20 protein-coding genes are annotated in these 17,772 nt (G+C 51.9%); 11 read left to right on the top strand and 9 right to left on the bottom strand.

Annotation, left to right across the window (positions count from 1 at the left end):
- Window positions 1-237: 237 nt before the first annotated feature.
- From yqjA to OGV93_RS10515, 9 genes are all read left to right on the top strand, one after another.
- Complete coding sequence (gene yqjA, locus OGV93_RS10555; protein WP_003024820.1) at window positions 238-900, top strand: DedA family general envelope maintenance protein YqjA; 663 nt, start codon at window positions 238-240, stop codon at window positions 898-900.
- Between the two features lie 18 nt (window positions 901-918).
- Window positions 919-1,287, top strand: a complete 369-nt coding sequence (gene mzrA, locus OGV93_RS10550; RefSeq protein ID WP_029139667.1) for an EnvZ/OmpR regulon moderator MzrA — start codon at window positions 919-921, stop codon at window positions 1,285-1,287.
- Window positions 1,288-1,434: 147 nt separating this feature from the next.
- Window positions 1,435-1,803 carry a DUF1090 domain-containing protein gene (locus OGV93_RS10545; protein WP_181547293.1) on the top strand — a complete coding sequence of 123 codons (369 nt, stop codon included), beginning with the start codon at window positions 1,435-1,437 and terminating at the stop codon, window positions 1,801-1,803.
- 33 nt (window positions 1,804-1,836) lie between these two features.
- Window positions 1,837-2,142: an ElaB/YgaM/YqjD family protein gene (locus tag OGV93_RS10540; protein ID WP_003024832.1), complete on the top strand. Its 306-nt coding sequence runs from the start codon at window positions 1,837-1,839 to the stop codon at window positions 2,140-2,142.
- A 2-nt stretch (window positions 2,143-2,144) separates the two neighbouring features.
- Complete coding sequence (locus tag OGV93_RS10535; RefSeq protein WP_016157537.1) at window positions 2,145-2,540, top strand: phage holin family protein; 396 nt, start codon at window positions 2,145-2,147, stop codon at window positions 2,538-2,540.
- Window positions 2,540-2,839, top strand: a complete 300-nt coding sequence (locus tag OGV93_RS10530; protein ID WP_101700727.1) for a YqjK-like family protein — start codon at window positions 2,540-2,542, stop codon at window positions 2,837-2,839. The genes OGV93_RS10535 and OGV93_RS10530 overlap by 1 nt, the downstream gene beginning before the upstream one ends.
- A 174-nt stretch (window positions 2,840-3,013) precedes the next feature.
- Window positions 3,014-3,406, top strand: coding sequence for a DoxX family protein (locus OGV93_RS10525; protein WP_003024847.1), 393 nt, complete (start codon window positions 3,014-3,016; stop codon window positions 3,404-3,406).
- Between the two features lie 71 nt (window positions 3,407-3,477).
- On the top strand, window positions 3,478-4,464 hold the full coding sequence (gene yqjG / locus OGV93_RS10520) for a glutathionyl-hydroquinone reductase YqjG (protein ID WP_016154622.1): 987 nt from the start codon (window positions 3,478-3,480) through the stop codon (window positions 4,462-4,464).
- Between the two features lie 124 nt (window positions 4,465-4,588).
- A complete protein-coding gene (locus OGV93_RS10515) occupies window positions 4,589-4,954 on the top strand; it encodes a DUF805 domain-containing protein (protein WP_016154623.1) in 366 nt (121 codons plus the stop codon).
- Between the two features lie 64 nt (window positions 4,955-5,018).
- Here the strand turns inward: OGV93_RS10515 and yhaJ are convergent, their stop codons facing one another.
- Window positions 5,019-5,915, bottom strand: coding sequence for a DNA-binding transcriptional regulator YhaJ (gene yhaJ / locus OGV93_RS10510; RefSeq protein ID WP_016154624.1), 897 nt, complete (start codon window positions 5,913-5,915; stop codon window positions 5,019-5,021).
- Window positions 5,916-6,019: 104 nt separating this feature from the next.
- On the opposite strand from yhaJ, the gene OGV93_RS10505 reads away from it, so the two are divergent.
- Together OGV93_RS10505 and OGV93_RS10500 are read left to right on the top strand one after the other, a co-directional pair.
- A complete protein-coding gene (locus OGV93_RS10505; protein WP_016157539.1) occupies window positions 6,020-6,721 on the top strand; it encodes a pirin family protein in 702 nt (233 codons plus the stop codon).
- 26 nt (window positions 6,722-6,747) lie between these two features.
- The gene (locus tag OGV93_RS10500; RefSeq protein WP_016157540.1) at window positions 6,748-6,897 is read left to right on the top strand and encodes a protein YhaL; all 150 of its coding nucleotides are present in this window, start codon (window positions 6,748-6,750) and stop codon (window positions 6,895-6,897) included.
- 53 nt (window positions 6,898-6,950) lie between these two features.
- On the opposite strand, the gene OGV93_RS10495 is transcribed toward OGV93_RS10500, so the two are convergent.
- The 8 genes from OGV93_RS10495 to tdcB form a co-directional block, all read right to left on the bottom strand.
- Window positions 6,951-8,261 (bottom strand): L-cysteine desulfidase family protein, encoded by a 1,311-nt coding sequence (locus OGV93_RS10495; protein ID WP_287109550.1) that lies wholly within the window; start codon window positions 8,259-8,261, stop codon window positions 6,951-6,953.
- Window positions 8,262-8,285: 24 nt separating this feature from the next.
- The gene (locus OGV93_RS10490; RefSeq protein ID WP_016157542.1) at window positions 8,286-9,617 is read right to left on the bottom strand and encodes an SLC5/6 family protein; all 1,332 of its coding nucleotides are present in this window, start codon (window positions 9,615-9,617) and stop codon (window positions 8,286-8,288) included.
- A 325-nt stretch (window positions 9,618-9,942) separates the two neighbouring features.
- On the bottom strand, window positions 9,943-11,307 hold the full coding sequence (gene tdcG / locus OGV93_RS10485) for an L-serine ammonia-lyase (protein WP_047358951.1): 1,365 nt from the start codon (window positions 11,305-11,307) through the stop codon (window positions 9,943-9,945).
- 87 nt (window positions 11,308-11,394) lie between these two features.
- Window positions 11,395-11,790 (bottom strand): enamine/imine deaminase, encoded by a 396-nt coding sequence (locus OGV93_RS10480; RefSeq protein WP_016157544.1) that lies wholly within the window; start codon window positions 11,788-11,790, stop codon window positions 11,395-11,397.
- Between the two features lie 13 nt (window positions 11,791-11,803).
- A complete protein-coding gene (gene pflB, locus OGV93_RS10475; RefSeq protein WP_016154631.1) occupies window positions 11,804-14,098 on the bottom strand; it encodes a formate C-acetyltransferase in 2,295 nt (764 codons plus the stop codon).
- Window positions 14,099-14,126: 28 nt separating this feature from the next.
- Window positions 14,127-15,335: a propionate kinase gene (tdcD, locus tag OGV93_RS10470; RefSeq protein ID WP_287109549.1), complete on the bottom strand. Its 1,209-nt coding sequence runs from the start codon at window positions 15,333-15,335 to the stop codon at window positions 14,127-14,129.
- A gap of 31 nt (window positions 15,336-15,366) precedes the next feature.
- Entirely contained in the window at window positions 15,367-16,698 is a 1,332-nt protein-coding gene (gene tdcC, locus OGV93_RS10465; RefSeq protein ID WP_016154633.1) for a threonine/serine transporter TdcC, read from the bottom strand.
- A gap of 22 nt (window positions 16,699-16,720) precedes the next feature.
- On the bottom strand, window positions 16,721-17,710 hold the full coding sequence (gene tdcB, locus OGV93_RS10460; RefSeq protein WP_003828594.1) for a bifunctional threonine ammonia-lyase/L-serine ammonia-lyase TdcB: 990 nt from the start codon (window positions 17,708-17,710) through the stop codon (window positions 16,721-16,723).
- Between the last annotated feature and the right edge of the window lie 62 nt (window positions 17,711-17,772).

Below are 17,772 nucleotides of genomic sequence, written 5' to 3'. Positions count from 1 at the left end.
CAAAATCACAGGACAACACCCGTAATTTCTATAACGGACTACGTTGACCTTTGTTACAATTAGTTGTTATTTGAATTTTTGTGTTTGAGAGCTTGCTTACTTCACAACTTTACAGGGAATAGTTCAGGCCGTGAATTTGTGTCAGACCGCGATCCATGTAAAAAACACCAATAAAATTGCGGCGTTACAAACTCCAGAATACCGGCATGACGACAACCGATTCTCCAGGAATATTGAATGGAACTACTGACTCAATTACTGAATGCTTTATGGGCTCAGGATTTTGAAACGCTGGCCAATCCCTCCATGATTGGCATGCTCTATTTCGTACTGTTTACCATTTTGTTTCTGGAAAACGGACTGCTGCCAGCAGCCTTTTTACCTGGCGACAGTCTACTGGTACTGGTCGGCGTACTTATCGCTAAAGGCGCGATGGGTTTTCCGCAAACGGTACTGCTGCTCACCACCGCGGCCAGCCTGGGTTGCTGGCTCAGCTATATCCAGGGGAGATGGCTGGGAAATACCCGCACCGTTCAAAACTGGCTGTCTCATCTACCCGCGCACTACCATCAGCGCGCACATCATCTGTTCCATAAGCATGGCTTGTCTGCCCTGTTGGTCGGTCGCTTTATCGCGTTTGTCAGAACATTACTGCCGACCATCGCAGGATTGTCCGGTCTGAACAATGCGCGCTTTCAGTTCTTTAACTGGATGAGCGGACTGCTTTGGGTTCTGATTCTCACAACGCTTGGCTATCTGCTGGGCAAAACGCCAGTGTTTCTCAAATATGAAGATCAGCTGATGTCTTGTCTGATGCTGCTTCCCGTGGTGTTACTGGTGTTTGGTCTGGCAGGTTCCCTGGTTGTGCTTTGGAAAAAGAAATACGGGAACCGAGGGTAAATTATGCTGAAATCATGCATAACACTCCGACGACTGGCCTGGACGACTACTTTTATGCTGTTTATCGGCGCGCTGCTCCTGACCTGGTCGGTCATCCGCCAGCAGGAGTCAACGCTTGCCATTCGTGCTGTAAACCAGGGAGCCACCATGCCTGATGGCTTCTCTATCTGGCATCACCTGGACGCCAACGGCATTCGCTTTAAAAGCATTACTCCGCAAAATGACGCGCTGCTGATCACCTTTGATTCCAGCGCGCAAAGCGCAGCCGCAAAGGTCGTGCTGGACCGAACGTTACCGCACGGTTTCGTTATTGCTCAGCAGGATGATGATAATCAGGCGGTACAGTGGTTATCCCGCTTACGTGATACCCCGCACCGTTTTGGTTAATCTCCAGGAATCTGAATTAGATCACTCACTTTGGTGATTTCATCATTTAGCGCCTATGATTAATAAACTGGGTTTATGACCCATTGCTTTATTATTCTGGAGCATCGGCCAAAGCCACAAGGTCGAATCACAATGGAAGGTTCAAGAATGAAATACCGCATCGCTTTAGCAATTAGTCTTTTCGCTCTCAGTGCCGGCAGTTACGCCTCCCCCCTCTGTCAGGAAAAAGAACAGGATATTCAGCGGGAGATAAGCTATGCCGAAAAGCACAACAATCAAAACCGCATCAATGGTCTGAACAAAGCGCTGAGCGAAGTTCGGGCAAATTGTACTGACAGCAAACTGCGCGCCGACCATCAGAAAAAAATCGCCGAGCAGAAAAATGAGATAGCCGAGCGTCAACGTGATTTGGCCGAGGCGAAGCAAAAAGGCGATGCGGATAAGATAGCCAAGCGCGAACATAAGCTTGCGGAAGCTCAGCAAGAGCTGAAAGAACTCGAGACACGCGATTACTAAGTACGGTAACTAGCCACTCAACTGGAGAAAACTATGTCGAAAGATAATGCTACGGAAAACCTGCGCGCTGAGCTGAAATCTCTTGCGGATACGCTTGAAGAAGTACTTAGCTCCTCTGGCGATAAGTCGAAGGAAGAGATGAGTAAAATTCGCAGTAAAGCCGAACATGCGTTACGCGAGAGCCGCCATCGTCTGAGCGAAACCAGCGATGTGATTGCCAAACAGACCCGTGAGGCCGCGGCAAAAGCCGATAACTACGTACGCGAAAACCCATGGACAGGCGTCGGCATTGGCGCTGCAGTCGGTGTGGTACTTGGTGTACTGCTGTCGCGCCGTTAATAATGGCAGACTCTCAACACGCACAAGGTCCAGGCAAAGGCGTACTGGGTATTGGACAGCGGATCCTGACGATTCTCGTTGAGATCGTAGAGACGCGGCTGCGGCTGGCCGTCGTTGAGCTGGAAGAGGAAAAAGCCAATCTCATCCAGATCCTGCTGATGCTTGGGCTGACCATGCTGTTCGCGGCGTTTGGTCTGATGAGTCTGATGGTGCTTATCATCTGGGCCATAGACCCGCAGTATCGCCTGAACGCCATGATTGCCACCACCGTTGTGCTGTTGCTTTTAGCGCTTATCGGCGGGCTATGGACGCTGAGTAAAGCGCGTAAAACAACGCTGCTACGCCATACGCGCAATGAACTCGCTAACGACAGGCAGGCCCTGGAGGATGATGCATAATGAGCAGTAAAGTCGAACGTCAACAACGTAAGGCGCAACTGCTTGGACAGATCCAGCAGCAAAGGCTGGATCTGTCTGCCACTCGCCGCGACTGGCTGGAAGCCACCGAAGTTTACGATCGTGGCTGGAAGACGCTGCTGAACCTGCGTAGCTGGGTGTTGGTCGGAAGCAGTATTATGGCGGTTCGCACCATTCGTAACCCGAATCTGCTGGTACGCTGGGCTAAACGCGGCTTTAGCGTGTGGAGCATCTGGCGTCTGGTTAAATCGACCATCAGACAACAGCAACTGCGCGGCTGATCACCTCTCCTTCCCCTAACCTCAAATTTTTTGAAAATTTCTGACAGTTTTCCTTGCTAACAATTGTCATTAGCCGCGTTTATGATTCTCTCCATCGACAGCAACGACGCACTCTGCGACGTCGTTGCACAAAAAAACACAATAAGCCGCCTGGGTGGTTTCCTGGAGAGTATGATGAAGAAATTAGAAGATGTTGGTGTACTGGTAGCACGCATTCTGATGCCAATCCTGTTTATTACCGCAGGTTGGGGAAAAATCACCGGATATGCGGGTACCCAACAGTACATGGAAGCCATGGGCGTCCCAGGATTTATGTTACCGCTGGTTATCCTGCTTGAGTTTGGCGGCGGTCTGGCCATCCTGTTTGGTTTCCTGACCCGTACTACTGCGCTGTTCACCGCGGGCTTCACGCTGCTGACGGCGTTCCTCTTCCACAGCAACTTTGCTGAAGGTGTGAACTCTCTGATGTTTATGAAAAACCTGACCATCGCAGGCGGCTTCCTGCTGCTGGCTATCACCGGTCCGGGCGCATTCAGCATCGACCGTGTACTGAATAAAAAATGGTAAGCGAGCTATACTAAACGCATCAAAAAGCGAGGAGACATCTCCTCGCTTTTGCTATCTGAGGAGGCGAAAACATGGGACAACTCATTGACGGCGTATGGCATGACACCTGGTATGACACCAAATCAACCGGGGGAAAATTTCAACGCTCTGCATCAGCTTTCCGTAACTGGCTCACCGCGGATGGCGCACCAGGTCCAACGGGCGAAGGGGGTTTCGCCGCCGAAAAAGACCGCTATCATCTCTACGTTTCTCTGGCCTGTCCGTGGGCACATCGCACGCTGATCTTGCGTAAACTCAAAGGGCTGGAACCGTTTATTTCCGTTTCCGTTGTGCATCCGCTGATGCTGGAAAACGGCTGGACCTTTGACGATAACTTCCCGGCGGCAACCGGCGATACCCTGTATCAGCACGAATTTCTTTATCAACTCTATTTACACGCCGATCCGCACTACAGCGGTCGGGTGACCGTTCCGGTGCTGTGGGACAAAAAGAACCACACCATTGTCAGCAACGAATCTGCAGATATCATCCGTATGTTTAACACTGCGTTTGATGCGCTGGGCGCGAAAGCCGGGGATTACTATCCACCCGCTCTGCAAACTAAAATCGACGAGCTCAACGGCTGGATTTATGACAACGTCAATAACGGCGTGTATAAAGCCGGATTTGCCACCAGTCAGGAAGCCTACGACGACGCCGTAGAAAAAGTCTTTCAATCTCTGGCGCGACTGGAGCAGATCCTTGGGCAACATCGCTACCTGACCGGGGACCAGTTAACAGAGGCCGATATTCGCCTGTGGACCACGCTGGTGCGCTTTGATCCTGTGTATGTGACGCACTTCAAGTGCGACAAACACCGGATTAGCGACTATCTGAACCTGTACGGTTTCCTGCGCGATATCTACCAGATGCCAGGCATTGCGGAGACCGTTAATTTCGATCACATCCGCAATCACTACTTCCGTAGCCACAAAACCATTAACCCGACCGGCATTATTTCTGTCGGACCGTGGCAGGACCTCAACGAACCCCACGGGCGTGATGACCGTTTTGCCTGATTTACACGGGTCCCCTTTGGGGGCCAAATAATTAATACTGCAAATATTTACCAGCATTCCATTCACGGCTATTCTTAATTTGATTGCTTTAAAAACAAGTAATTGAATACAGAACGAGGCAAAAATGGATTGGTATTTAAACGTATTAAAGAACTACTTTGGTTTTGGGGGCCGCGCGCGTCGTAAAGAATACTGGATGTTTGTGCTGGTCAACATCATCTTTACGTTCGTGCTGGGCATTCTGGACAGAATGCTTGGCTGGGAACGCGCCGGAGGGGAAGGCATATTAACGACGATTTATGGGGTTCTGGTCTTTATCCCGTGGTGGGCGGTGCAGTTCCGGCGTTTACATGACACCGACCGCTCGGCCTGGTGGCTACTGGTGCTGCTGATCCCGATCGTAGGCTGGTTGGTAATCATCATTTTCAACTGTCAAAACGGGACTCAGGGGAGCAACCGCTTCGGCGCGGACCCGAAACAACTGTCCTGATGTAATACACCATCTTGTCGGCCGGATAAGGTGCATTTGCACCGCATCCGGCGTAACAGCCCTGCTATTTACCCGCAAACAGCTTGGGAATTTCCCGCAAACACCAGGATTTCGCTTCGCCCATGCTGTCTCGACGCCAGGCCATAATAATATCAATTTCGCTTGTCGATTCCGGGCTAACCACACGCAACCGACCCGCCGCAATGTCCTCTTCCACCAGCGGGTATGGCATCGTCGCCACGCCAAGGCCGGCCAACAGCGCCTGGCGTTTATCTTCTATCGAACTCACCGTCAGACGCGGCTGTTTATCCAGCAGTTGAACCGTCAGCACCGGGCGTTCGCGGGCCGTGTCCGCCACCGCGATTCCGCGGTACTTCACGCGGGTGACTTCCGATAACGGTTCCGGCTCCTGATGAATTGGATGATCCGGGGCCGCCACATATACGTTCATCAGCGAGTACAGCTTGCGCGAGTTGATTTCCGAAGATGAGCGAAAATGCATATCCGGCGCAATCACGATATCCGCCCGCCCCTGCTCCAGACGCTCCCACGCCCCGGCCAGAACTTCGGTAATAACGGAAAGCTGGGTATTGGCCTTCCCGGCAAGTCTGTCGATCAGCGGGAAAAACGCCGCCGTCGGCACCAGCGCTTCGGTGACGATGGTCAGATGCGTTTCCCAACCGCGAGCCAGCGCTTCGGCATCGGTGGTCAGCTTATCCGCAGCTTCCAACAGTACACGCCCACGTTCCAGCAGCATACGCCCGACGTTGGTGAATTTTGTGCGATGACCTGAACGGTCGAACAGCACGACGTCCAGCTCTTCCTCCAGCTTCTGCATGGTATAGCTGAGCGCGGAAGGAACGCGCCCCAGTTCGTCCGCCGCGGCGGCAAAGCTGCCACGCCGGTCTATTGCGTCCATGACGCGTAACGCCTCAAGCGTTAAAGCCCTTTCTTTGGCCATCTCGTTCTCATTCAGGAAATTTGAACATACCGGGCAGAATATCTGGCTAACAATGCAGCGTCTAGCCATTTAACATAAAAGGAAGTAAAGAGAGGTCAAGAACTATGATTACTACCCGTACAGCCAAACAATGCGGGCAAGCAGACTACGGCTGGCTGCAGGCCCGTTATACCTTCTCCTTTGGACACTATTTTGATCCTAAACTGCTGGGTTATGCCTCGCTGCGTGTTCTGAACCAGGAAGTTCTGGCACCGGGAGCCTCTTTCCAGCCACGTACCTATCCGAAGGTAGATATCGTCAATCTGATCCTTGAAGGGGAAGCGGAGTACCGCGACAGTGAAGGGAACCATATCCAGGCCAAGGCAGGAGAAGTTTTACTGCTCGCCACACAGCCGGGAATTAGCTACAGCGAACACAATATCAGCAAAGATAAACCGTTAACCCGAATGCAGCTCTGGCTGGATGCCTGCCCGCAGCGCGAAAACGCCTGCGTACAGAAAGCCACGCTGAGTGCCGGTAAGCATCAGTTGCTTGCCTCGCCGGATGGAGAACAAGGCAGCCTGCATCTGCGTCAACAGGTATGGGTGCACCACGTTGAACTGCAACAAGGTGAATCGCTGAGTTTTCAGTTACATGGGCCGCGGGCTTACTTACAGTCGATCCACGGCAGATTCCATGCGGTGACATCTGGCGCCGAAAAGGAAGCGCTCACCTGCGGCGATGGCGCATTTATTCGTGACGAAACTAACATAACGTTAGTCGCCGATACCGCGCTGCGCGCTTTGCTGATAGATTTGCCCGTATAGTCAGGGAAAACAATGGAGTACGACTATTGAGCAAGAAATCATCAAAAAAACGCCAGCCGCAGGTTGAGCCGAAAAAACAAGATACTGTGACCTTCGGCTATGAAGAAATGCTGACAGAGCTGGAAGCGATTGTGGCGGATGCCGAGCTACGGCTGGAAGACGAAGAAGCCGCCTGAAAAGGCGGCTTAGAGTTATGCCGGGGGCGATTCCGCCTTATCCGGCCTGCAGATTAATGTGCCTTACTGGCCATGATCTCAATGATCTGCTTGTCGGTTTCCTGCATCGAGCGACATGCCAGCGCACACAGGTTCGTGATCGATTGCTCCACGTTATGTGCCACAATCCCTTCATTGCCGGTCACAGCGGTATCATCCAGCGCCATCAGCACCGCTTTCCACGCCGCAGATGCGCTGGTTGAAACTTTCATCGCGCAGCTGTTTGAGGCGCCATCGCAAATCATTCCGCTCACGTCGCCAATCATGCTGCTGATTGCCATCGCGATGGTGTTGTAGCGACCATCAACGATCCACGCCATCCCCGCCGCGGCGCCCATCGCCGCCGTGGTTGCCGCACACAATGCAGACAAACGCGGAAGCTGATGATGGATGTAGATAGCGCTCAGGTGAGACAACATCAGCGCACGCGCCAGTTTTTCTTCATCCGCACCAAAGTGCTCAGCCACCACCATTACCGGAACGGTCGCGGTAATCCCCTGATTACCGGAGCCCGAGTTGCTCATTGCCGGAAGCGTCGCTCCCCCCATTCGCGCATCCGATGCCGCACTGGTGCGGATCAGAATAGAGGTAGAGAGATCGTTCGCCAGCAGGCCACGCGCGCACTGCTTCTCAAGCGTGGTTCCGATGTGCAAGCCCCAGTTACCGCGCAGCCCTTCCTGGGACAGCGCACCGTTCAGTTTCGCCGCATCGAGAATAAAGCGGATTGACTCAAACGGTACCGCGTTCACGAACGCCAGAATCTCTTCCAGCGACGTGTGGGACAATACCGCCAGCGGTGACTCCTGCTCCTCTTCCTGAGCGTTCTGTTCTGTCGTGAACACCACGCCCTTATTGGTCTCAATGTGCACAATGTTGGTATGACCACCAACAATCGTCACGCACGCCCATCCTTCAGCGCTATAAACCTTCGCACGGGAGAAAAGAATGTCCTCGCATGGCTCCTGCAGCATCACCGCGACCTTCCCGCCGGTAAGCATCGCTTTCGCATCGGCAATCGCTTGAGGCGAGGCGTCTTTCAGTACCTCTAAACCGGCGTGGGCATTTCCCCCCAGCGCACCCAGTGCCGCCGCGACAGGCAGCCCAACCATTCCGGTACCCGGCACGGTAACGCCCATGCCGTTTTTCATCAGGTTCGGTGAGACCCACGCATCAATGCGTTCAACCGCGCCGTCCAGCTCAGAGGAGGCGACCGCTGCCGCCAGAGCCAGAGAGATAGGTTCCGTGCAGCCCAGCGCAGGCTTAACTTCTTCCTGCACCGCGCGGATAAAACTATCCCATAATGGATTCAATGTAGTCTCAAACATAACAACAACCTTTGCTCAGATATCTCAGGAAAATGCCAGGAACGGAGAAACGCACAGCAGCAGGCCCGTGACAATAATCAGATACAGGGAAGCGCCTTTGTATTTGTGCAGTGCAGGAACTTTGTAGACCAACCAGGCCGGGATCAGACATCCCACCATGCCGAAGATAGGGCTACAAATAGAAGTGAAGCTCAGTACCGGCGCATTGAGCACAATGGCTCCCCACGCCAGCAGGATAGCGAAAACCATAATGCCGCGCTGAACCAGGGTCTCATTGATTTTCTCGGCTGGCATTTTGCGGCGCAGCACGTTCATCACGATCCCTTGAGTAGCTTCACGGAACCCTAAGTAAACGCCGAAGAAAGCGGTCATTACGGCAAAGATGTTCAGAATAACGCTGACGATTTTCACCCAGCCAGCACCCGCGCCGCTGATAAACTGCGCGGCAATCGCCAGAGCGGAAATGTTCTGCTCATAAGCTTTAACCGCTTCGTCATGGCCCATCGCCAGCGTGAAGGAAACGGCGTAGAAAAAGACGGTCACAAACAGAATACCGAACGCAATATTCATGGCTCGCAGGGCTTTATGGCGTGCCACTTCAATGGATTTATTGCGAGAACGATAGGAGATAACCATCGGGCTTAAGGTCTGAATAAACAGAATCGAGGTCAGGGTAAACGGCAGCGTGATAATCGCGTTTTTGATCAGCAGCGCCATCGGCGGCAGTGAACCTACGTTATATAAATGCCACATCCCAACCATCGACACGCCAAGCGCCGCCACCACCAGCAGCTTGGTCAGTACCATACCGGTGGAGATTTTAAACAGCAGTTTTTCCCCGCGGGACGAGATAGCCACCAGGATGCAAATCAGCACCAGGCCATAGAACGGGCTGTCGGACAGTAAACCTTCAGTAACGCCAAAAGTATGCAGGTAGGAGGCGCTATCGTTGGTGATGGCGGTGGAATAGACGAACATCCAGATAACCAGCATCACAAAATACAACGCACCTAACAGGATGCCCCAGTTCTTACCCAGATAGCCGCTGATTACGCTCGGGTAGTCTTTACACTCTGGGGACTCAGCCAGCGTATTAATAAACAGACGCTGGAACAGATACATGGCTGGGTAGCCAATGATAGAGGAGAGCAAAAACACCCACAGCCCCATCAAACCCACCTGGACGGGAAGAAAAACAATCCCCGCACCAATTGCCATACCGATACTCATAATGACCCAGCCGGTGTCCATGCTGTCGAATTTAATGGCTTCGCGCCATTCACTTTCGGTCATTCCCGCCCGACGTGCCGGAGCAGATGCGTCGAGTATTACGCTGTTATTCGTTGCCGTTTCCATAATTTTCCGCTCAATGTGTAGGTAGAGGTTTTTATATTTTTTTCGTACTGCCTCAATGCGATACGCAGTACTACGGTGCAGGTGAGCTATTGGAGTAATGAGGAAATCATACGCGCAGGATCAGAGAAAAACTTCACAAACAAACCCCTGTAATTTCTAAAAGTTAAGAAATATTTTCTCTTTTATTTCAATATAAAGAATTGAATTTCTATATTTGAAGCAGATCACAACAAAAAAGGCGCACTAACGTGCACCTTTTTTATCATGCCATATTGATTAATTTATTGCTGGATAGCGCTGCGCTGACCAGGCACGTCTTTTCACATCAGGTACAAACCACTTTAATTGCCAACCCACCGCGTGAGGTTTCACGGTATTTGTCGTTCATATCTTTGCCCGTTTCATACATGGTCTCGATCACTTTATCGAGCGAAACGCGTGGTTCTGACGTTCGACGTAGCGCCATGCGCGCGGCGTTGACGGCTTTTACTGCGTTGATCGCATTACGTTCAATGCACGGTATTTGCACCTGTCCGGCTACCGGATCGCAGGTCAGCCCCAGGTTATGCTCCATGGCGATTTCCGCTGCAATGCAGACCTGCGACGGGCTACCGCCCAGCAGTTCTGTCAGACCGGCAGCCGCCATTGAACAGGCTACGCCAATCTCACCCTGGCAGCCCACCTCAGCACCAGAAATAGAGGCGTTCATCTTATACAGCGCGCCTATCGCCCCCGCGGCCAGCAAATAGCGGGCAATGGAGTTCGCATTCACCGGACGGCGGAACTTGTCGTAATAGGCCAATACGGCGGGAATAATCCCACATGCACCGTTGGTCGGCGCCGTCACAACCCGGCACCCGGCGGCGTTTTCTTCGCTCACGGCCAGCGCGAACATGTTGATCCAGTCAATAACGTTCATCGGGTCGCTGGACAGATTATCGCTGGAAACCAGCAACCGGCGTAATGCCACGGCGCGACGCGGAACGTTAAGCGGCCCCGGCAGGACGCCTTCGGTGTTCATGCCGCGCTCAATCCCGGCGTGCATGACGTCCCAAATGGCGGCAAAGCCAGCATCGATTTCCTCTTTGCTGCGCATCGCCAGCTCGTTTTGCATCATCAAGCCGGAAACAGACAGCCCATTGCGCTCGCACAGTTTCAGCAGTTCGCTGGCGGAATGAAAATTGTAGGGCACGTGTGCTTCAACATCATGCACCTGCCCAAATTGCTCCTCTTCAATGATAAAACCACCGCCGACGGAGTAATAGGTTTTGCTTAATAGCCTCTCGGTGCCGTTCCACGCGGTGATACGCATGCCATTTTCATGGCGTGGCAGGGTTTCGGTATGAAAGAGAATATTTTCATCTGGAGAGAAATCGACAACATGCGTGCCCTCAGCAACCGGCAAACGTCCGGTACGGGCCACTTCCTGAGTAAAACCAGCGATTGAGTCTATATTAACGTTTTGCGGACTGTTACCGGCCAGCCCCATCATGATCGCGACATCTGTCGCATGACCTTTCCCGGTCAGGGAAAGCGATCCGTAAAGATCGACCACAATATGCGTGGTTCTGCGGAGTTCTCCGCTGCTGACCAACAAATCGATAAAGCTTTTACCTGCGTTCATTGGCCCCACGGTATGGGAGCTGGAAGGTCCAATGCCAATCTTGAAAATATCGAATGCGCTAATCATATCCACACCCTCGGATTGCCGTTCAGTGAAGACCAGGTTTCACACTCATTAAGGATTGGGGCGATCCTGAGATCGCCCCGCAAGGGATTACAGCGTGTCGCCACGTACGGCGATGGCTTCAATCTCCAGCTTCACATCCTTTGGTAAGCGGGCGACCTGTACGCAACTGCGCGTGGGGTAGATAGCCTGATGCTCATCAAAGAACTGCTGGTACACCTGGTTAATGGTGGCGAAGTCGTTCAGGTCGGATACGAAAACGGTAGTCTTCACGATATCGCTCACTTTCAAACCTGCGGACTCGACGATCGCTTTCACGTTTTCCAGGCTTTGACGTGCCTGATCGGCCACGTTTTCTGCCACTTCACCGGTCTGTGGACACACCGGGATTTGACCTGACGTCAACACCATGCTGCCCAGATCCACCCCCTGTACGTAAGGCCCAATCGCCCCTGGCGCACATTCGGTTGCAATAACTTTTCTCATAATCCCTCCGGCGTCAGAGCGCCTGGGTGAAAGTACGTGAAATAACATCCTGCTGCTGTTCACGGGTCAACGCGTTGAAGCGCACCGCATAGCCAGACACGCGGATCGTCAGGTTTGGATAGTTTTCCGGGTGCTCAATGGCATCCATCAACATTTCACGGTTCATAACGTTAACGTTCAGATGCTGCCCACCTTCCACATGCGCTTCATGGTGGAAGTAACCGTCCAGCAGACCAACCAGGTTGGTTTTACGCACCCCATCTTCTTTGCCCAGTGCAGCCGGCACAATGGAGAAGGTGTACGAGATGCCGTCTTTGGCATAGGTAAACGGCAGTTTGGCCACCGAGGTTAACGACGCAACCGCGCCTTTACGATCGCGACCGTGCATCGGGTTAGCCCCTGGTGCAAACGGCGTACCTGCGCGACGTCCGTCCGGTGTGTTACCGGTTTTCTGTCCGTACACCACGTTGGAGGTGATGGTCAGGATGGACTGCGTCGGCACCGCGTTACGGTAGGTTGGCAACACTTTAATTTTCTTCATGAAGCGTTCGACCAGGTCGCAGGCAATGCTGTCTACTCGCTCGTCGTTGTTGCCGTATTGCGGATAGTCGCCTTCGATTTCGAAATCGACAGCCAGACCGTTTTCATCACGAATCGGTTTCACGCGGGCGTATTTGATAGCCGACAGAGAATCCGCCGCCACGGACAGACCCGCCATACCACAAGCCATAGTGCGATAGACATCACGATCGTGCAGCGCCATCAGCGAAGCTTCATAGCTGTACTTGTCGTGCATATAGTGGATGATGTTCAGCGCGCTGATGTACTGCACGGCCAGCCAGTCCATAAAGTGGTCCAGGCTCTCCATCACCGTATCGTAATCCAGCACGTCATCCATCAGCGGTGCCGTTTTCGGCCCAACCTGAATTTTCAGCTTCTCATCCACGCCGCCGTTGATTGCGTACAGCAACGTTTTGGCGAGGTTGGCACGCGCACCGAAGAACTGCATTTGTTTGCCGATAACCATCGGGCTTACGCAGCAGGCAATGGCATAGTCATCGCTGTCAAAGTCGGCACGCATCAAATCGTCGTTTTCATACTGCAAAGACGAGGTGATGATAGACACCTGGGCGGCGTACTTTTTGAAGGCAATCGGCAGTGCTTCAGACCACAGCACCGTCAGGTTCGGCTCAGGCGCCGGTCCCATGGTGTGCAGCGTATGCAGGTAGCGGAACGAGTTTTTCGTCACCAGCGTGCGACCATCCAGCCCCATGCCGCCGATAACTTCAGTCGCCCAGATAGGGTCGCCTGAGAACAGGGTGTCGAATTCCGGCGTGCGCAGGAAGCGCACCATACGGATCTTCATAATGAAGTGGTCGATCAGCTCCTGCGCCTGCTGCTCGTTTAAAATTCCCGCTTTGAAATCGCGCTCAATGTAGATATCGAGGAACGATGCGGTACGGCCCAGCGACATTGCGCCGCCGTTCTGAGATTTCACCGCAGCCAGGTAAGCAAAGTAAACCCACTGCACCGCTTCCTGCGCATTACGCGCCGGGCGGGAGATATCGCAGCCGTACTTCGCTGCCATTTCCTGCATCTGCAGCAGGGCGCGACGGTGCTCAGACAGTTCTTCGCGCAGGCGAATCGTGGCTTCAAGATTCTGGCCCCACTCCAGGTTCGACTGGAGATCGGCAAACTGCAGTTCACGCTCGCGTACCAGGTAGCGGATACCGTACAGCGCGACTCGGCGATAGTCGCCGATGATACGACCACGGCCATAGCCGTCCGGCAGACCGGTCAGCACGCCGGATTTACGGCAGCGCAGCATATCCGGAGAGTAGGCGTCGAATACGCCCTGGTTATGGGTTTTACGCAGTTCAGTAAACTGGTATTCAAAATCAGCATCCATCTCACGACCATAAGCATCAAAAGAGCTTTTGATCATGTTGATGCCGCCAAACGGATGCAGAGCGCGCTTGAGCGGCTTATCCGTTTGCAGACCAACGATTTTTTCCAGTTCTTGTTCAATATAACCCGCATCATGTGCGGTTATCGTGGTGGCAATATTGGTATCGAAATCAACCGGCGCGTGCGTCGAGTTTTCAATACGGATGCCCGCCATGACTTTTTCCCACAATGCAGTGGTCGCTGGCGTTGCTTCGGCGAGGAAAGATTCATCCCCTTCATAAGGCGTATAGTTGTGCTGAATAAAATCACGGACATTAATTTCTTCTTTCCAGTCCGTACCTTTAAAGCCATTCCAGGCTTCGGCATACAGCATATCGCTGGTATCGATATTTACCTTCATGAAAAATAATCTCTCTGCTGAAAATTAATTATGCAAATTCTACTGGTATATTAATTTTGCCTAACGCAATGGCATCACGCGCAATCATTTTCTCTTCATTTGTGGGAATAACCGCACAAATAACACAAGCATCTTTATTAGAGATAATTCTTTCGCCATGGGAATTTGGCAGGCTATTCATCTCGCTGTCGATATTCACCCCTAAAACGGCGAGATGCTCGATAACCAGACGACGAATTAATACCGAGTTCTCACCTATTCCACCGGTGAAAATAATCCCATCAAGACGATGCAGCGAAGCGGCATGTCCGGCGATATGGCGCGCGATACGATGCACAAACGTTTTAATCGCCAACTGCGCACGCTCATTTCCCTCGTGCCAGGCTTTTTCTAACGTACGTAAGTCAGAGGACAAACCGGAAATACCCAGTAAACCAGACTCTTTATTCACAACGCGCTCAAGGTCGCTCAGCGTCTGGTTGGTTTCGCTGGCAATCCACGCCATGGCGCCGAAATCGACGTCACCGCTGCGTGTGCCCATCATCAACCCTTCCAACGGCGTCATGCCCATTGAGGTATCAACGCTCTGCCCGTTACGCACCGCGCAGATTGACGCGCCGTTCCCCAGGTGAGCCACAACCAGACCGGAGTCATCACTCTGCAGCTCAAGAAGCTCATGCGCTCGCTGAGATACATAGCGGTGCGACGTGCCGTGGAAGCCATAACGACGAACGCCTAACTCCTCAAAATATTTCCACGGTAGACCGTAAAGATAGGCCTCTGGGGCCATCGTCTGGTGGAAGCTGGTATCAAATACCGCAACCTGCTGCACGCCTGGGAAAAGGTGCTGTGCGGATTCAATCCCACTGAGGTTCGCATAATTATGTAACGGAGCTAAAGGCGATACCCGGCGAATATTATCGATAACGTCGTCAGTAATAATTGCTGATTCGGTAAAGATATTTCCACCGTGGGCAATGCGGTGGCCAATTAAGGCCACGCTGTCCATTAAATTACGTTTTTCCAGTTCAACGGCGATTGCTTTTAATGCGTCTTCGTAGCTGTGGTGAGCCAGCTTAGCTGGCTCTCCTCCATTAATTGCTATGAACGCATTTTCAGAGTTAATACCGTCCGCGATTCCCGCCATTAAAACTTCACAGTTCGCTGCATCCAGCACTGAGAATTTAATGGAAGACGAACCACAGTTAATAACCAGTACTACCGGAAACTCATTCATTTCACTACTCCGCTCATCCTGAGCTTAAGGATTAAAACAGTTTGTAGACAATGTTCAGGATAGTCAGCAGACCAATCACGGTAACAAACACGTTATCCAGACGCCCACGGTATTTCGCCAGTGACGGCGCTTTACGGATGGCATACATCGGCAGCAGGCAGAGCAGAGAGGCAATAATCGGCGCGCCCATTGCTTCAATCAGGTCCAGGATGTTCGGGTTGGCGTAAGCCACAACCCAGGTGGAGCCCATGATGAAGATCATGCTGATGGTATTAAGTTTGCCAGCGGAAACCTTAGTTTTATCGCCTTTGTAACCAAACTTCAGCACCAGACCGTTCAGACCTTCCAGCGTGCCCAGGTAGTGGCCGAAGAAAGATTTGAAGATAGCAACCAGGGCGATGATTGAAGCGCCGTACTCCAGAACGGTCGCGAAGGTGGACTTCGAACCGGACAGTGAAGCGAAGTGGTTCGCCAGGTAAGACAGTACTGGAATGTTCTGCGCTTTCGCATCCGCCATGTTTGCCGGAGAGAGCGTGAACAGGCAGCTAAAGGCAAAGAACATCACCACGGCAACCATCAGCATACTGGCGCGGGAGATGATTTTTGAACATTTCTGCTCGGTAAATTCGCGACCGTAATCTTTCTCATACTCTTCACGTTTAGAGACCACGAAGGAAGAAACGATAGGTGAGAAGTTGAAAGAGAACACCATGATGGAAATACCCAGCCACACGGTAACCAGGATGCCGTCATGGCCAGTCAGAGCGATATTGCTGAGATCAACCTGATCGATAACCGCAGAGTTCCAGTAAGGAATCAGAGACAGAGAGATCAGCACCAGGCTGGCAATAAACGGCCATACCAGGTAGCTCATTACTTTAACCATCAGATCCTTACCAAACCAGATGACGAATGCCATCAACAGCAGCAGGAACAGTGCCACGAAGCCGCGGTTTAACGCTGGCATCTGCAACTGGTTTTCCCAAAAGGTCATAAAGGTGTTGGTAATGGTGACGCCATAAATCCACAGCAGCGGACAAATCGCAAAGAAGTAGAGGAACGTGATAACCACGCCGCCCGTTTTACCAAAGTGCTCTTCAACCGTTTCTGTGATGTTACCGGAAGGGTTAGAACCGGAAAGACACAGGCGTGCCAGCGCACGGTGGCAATAGAAGGCGATGGGGTATGCTAACACCAGCATTATCAGAATGGGGATCAGTCCGCCAAAACCTGCGCGGATAGGGAAGAACAGCACCCCGGCGCCGATGGCTGTACCAAATAAACCCAGTGTCCAGGTGGTGTCCGATTTGCGCCAGGACGACTGTTTTGTCTGGCTGGATACAATGCTATCAGTAGTACTCATATCCTATCCTCAACGAAGTATATTAAGCGTCAACTAAACCAGTAATTTGAGATACACGAGAAAGGTCGATATTACCGCCAGAAATAATGCTGACTGTTTTTCTGTTCTGGATATAGCTATCTAATTTCCCGCTTAATAATGCTGCGCAAGCCAGCGCGCCGGCACCTTCAGTCACAACTTTATTTCGCTGAATTAATGCCACCATGCTGTTGCGAATTTCATCTTCGCTGACCAGGACAATGTCATCCACCAACTCACGAACAATTTCATACGTTAAAGTACCCGGGCGGGAAACGTCACAACCATCCGCCAGGGTGCCGGTCGTTCGGTGCGTGGTTATTTCTCCAGCGTGGAAAGAAGCCGCCATGCCGTGAACATTTTCAGACTGTACGCCAATAATTTTAATAGTCGGGTTAATAGATTTAATTGCCACTGCAATACCAGCAATCAGTCCGCCACCGCCAATTGGCACAATCACGTTATCGACATCGTACAGATCTTCCAGAATTTCCAGACCAATAGTGCCCTGACCAGCAATTACTTTCGGGTCATCATATGGTGGAATAAAGATACGGCCTTCAGTTTCCACAATCTCGCTAACCTTAGCGATGGTGTCGTTGAAATTGTCGCCGTGCAGCACAACCTCTGCGGAATAATCACAGGTTGCAGCAACTTTAGACTTCGGCGCGCCTTTCGGCATGACCACTTTGCCGTCAATTCCGAGCATGGCGCAGGAGAGAGAAACCCCTTGCGCATGGTTACCTGCAGAGCAAGCCACCACGCCCTTACATCTTTCAGCTTCGGTTAATGAACTGAGCTTGTTAAACGCACCACGGATTTTAAATGAACCGGTACGCTGCATATTTTCAAACTTGAGGAAAATTTCCCCTTTGCAACGTTCACTAAAATAGTTAGAGCGAGGCATTCCCGTTTTATAAATTTTCCCCGCCAGTCTTTTTTTCGCTTCGAGGATATCTTCAATTGCAACTGGGAGATCGTATGTAATGTGCATTAGAACCTCTTACTAGGGTATTAAAGTAAATAGATAGCCGTGACCATTGTCAGAAATAGACA

The sequence above is a fragment of the Citrobacter sp. Cb031 genome, assembly GCF_030336725.1.
Lineage (GTDB): Bacteria > Pseudomonadota > Gammaproteobacteria > Enterobacterales > Enterobacteriaceae > Citrobacter > Citrobacter braakii.
Note: the sequence above shows the minus strand (reverse complement) of the source record. Positions and strands in the feature narration are given on the sequence as shown.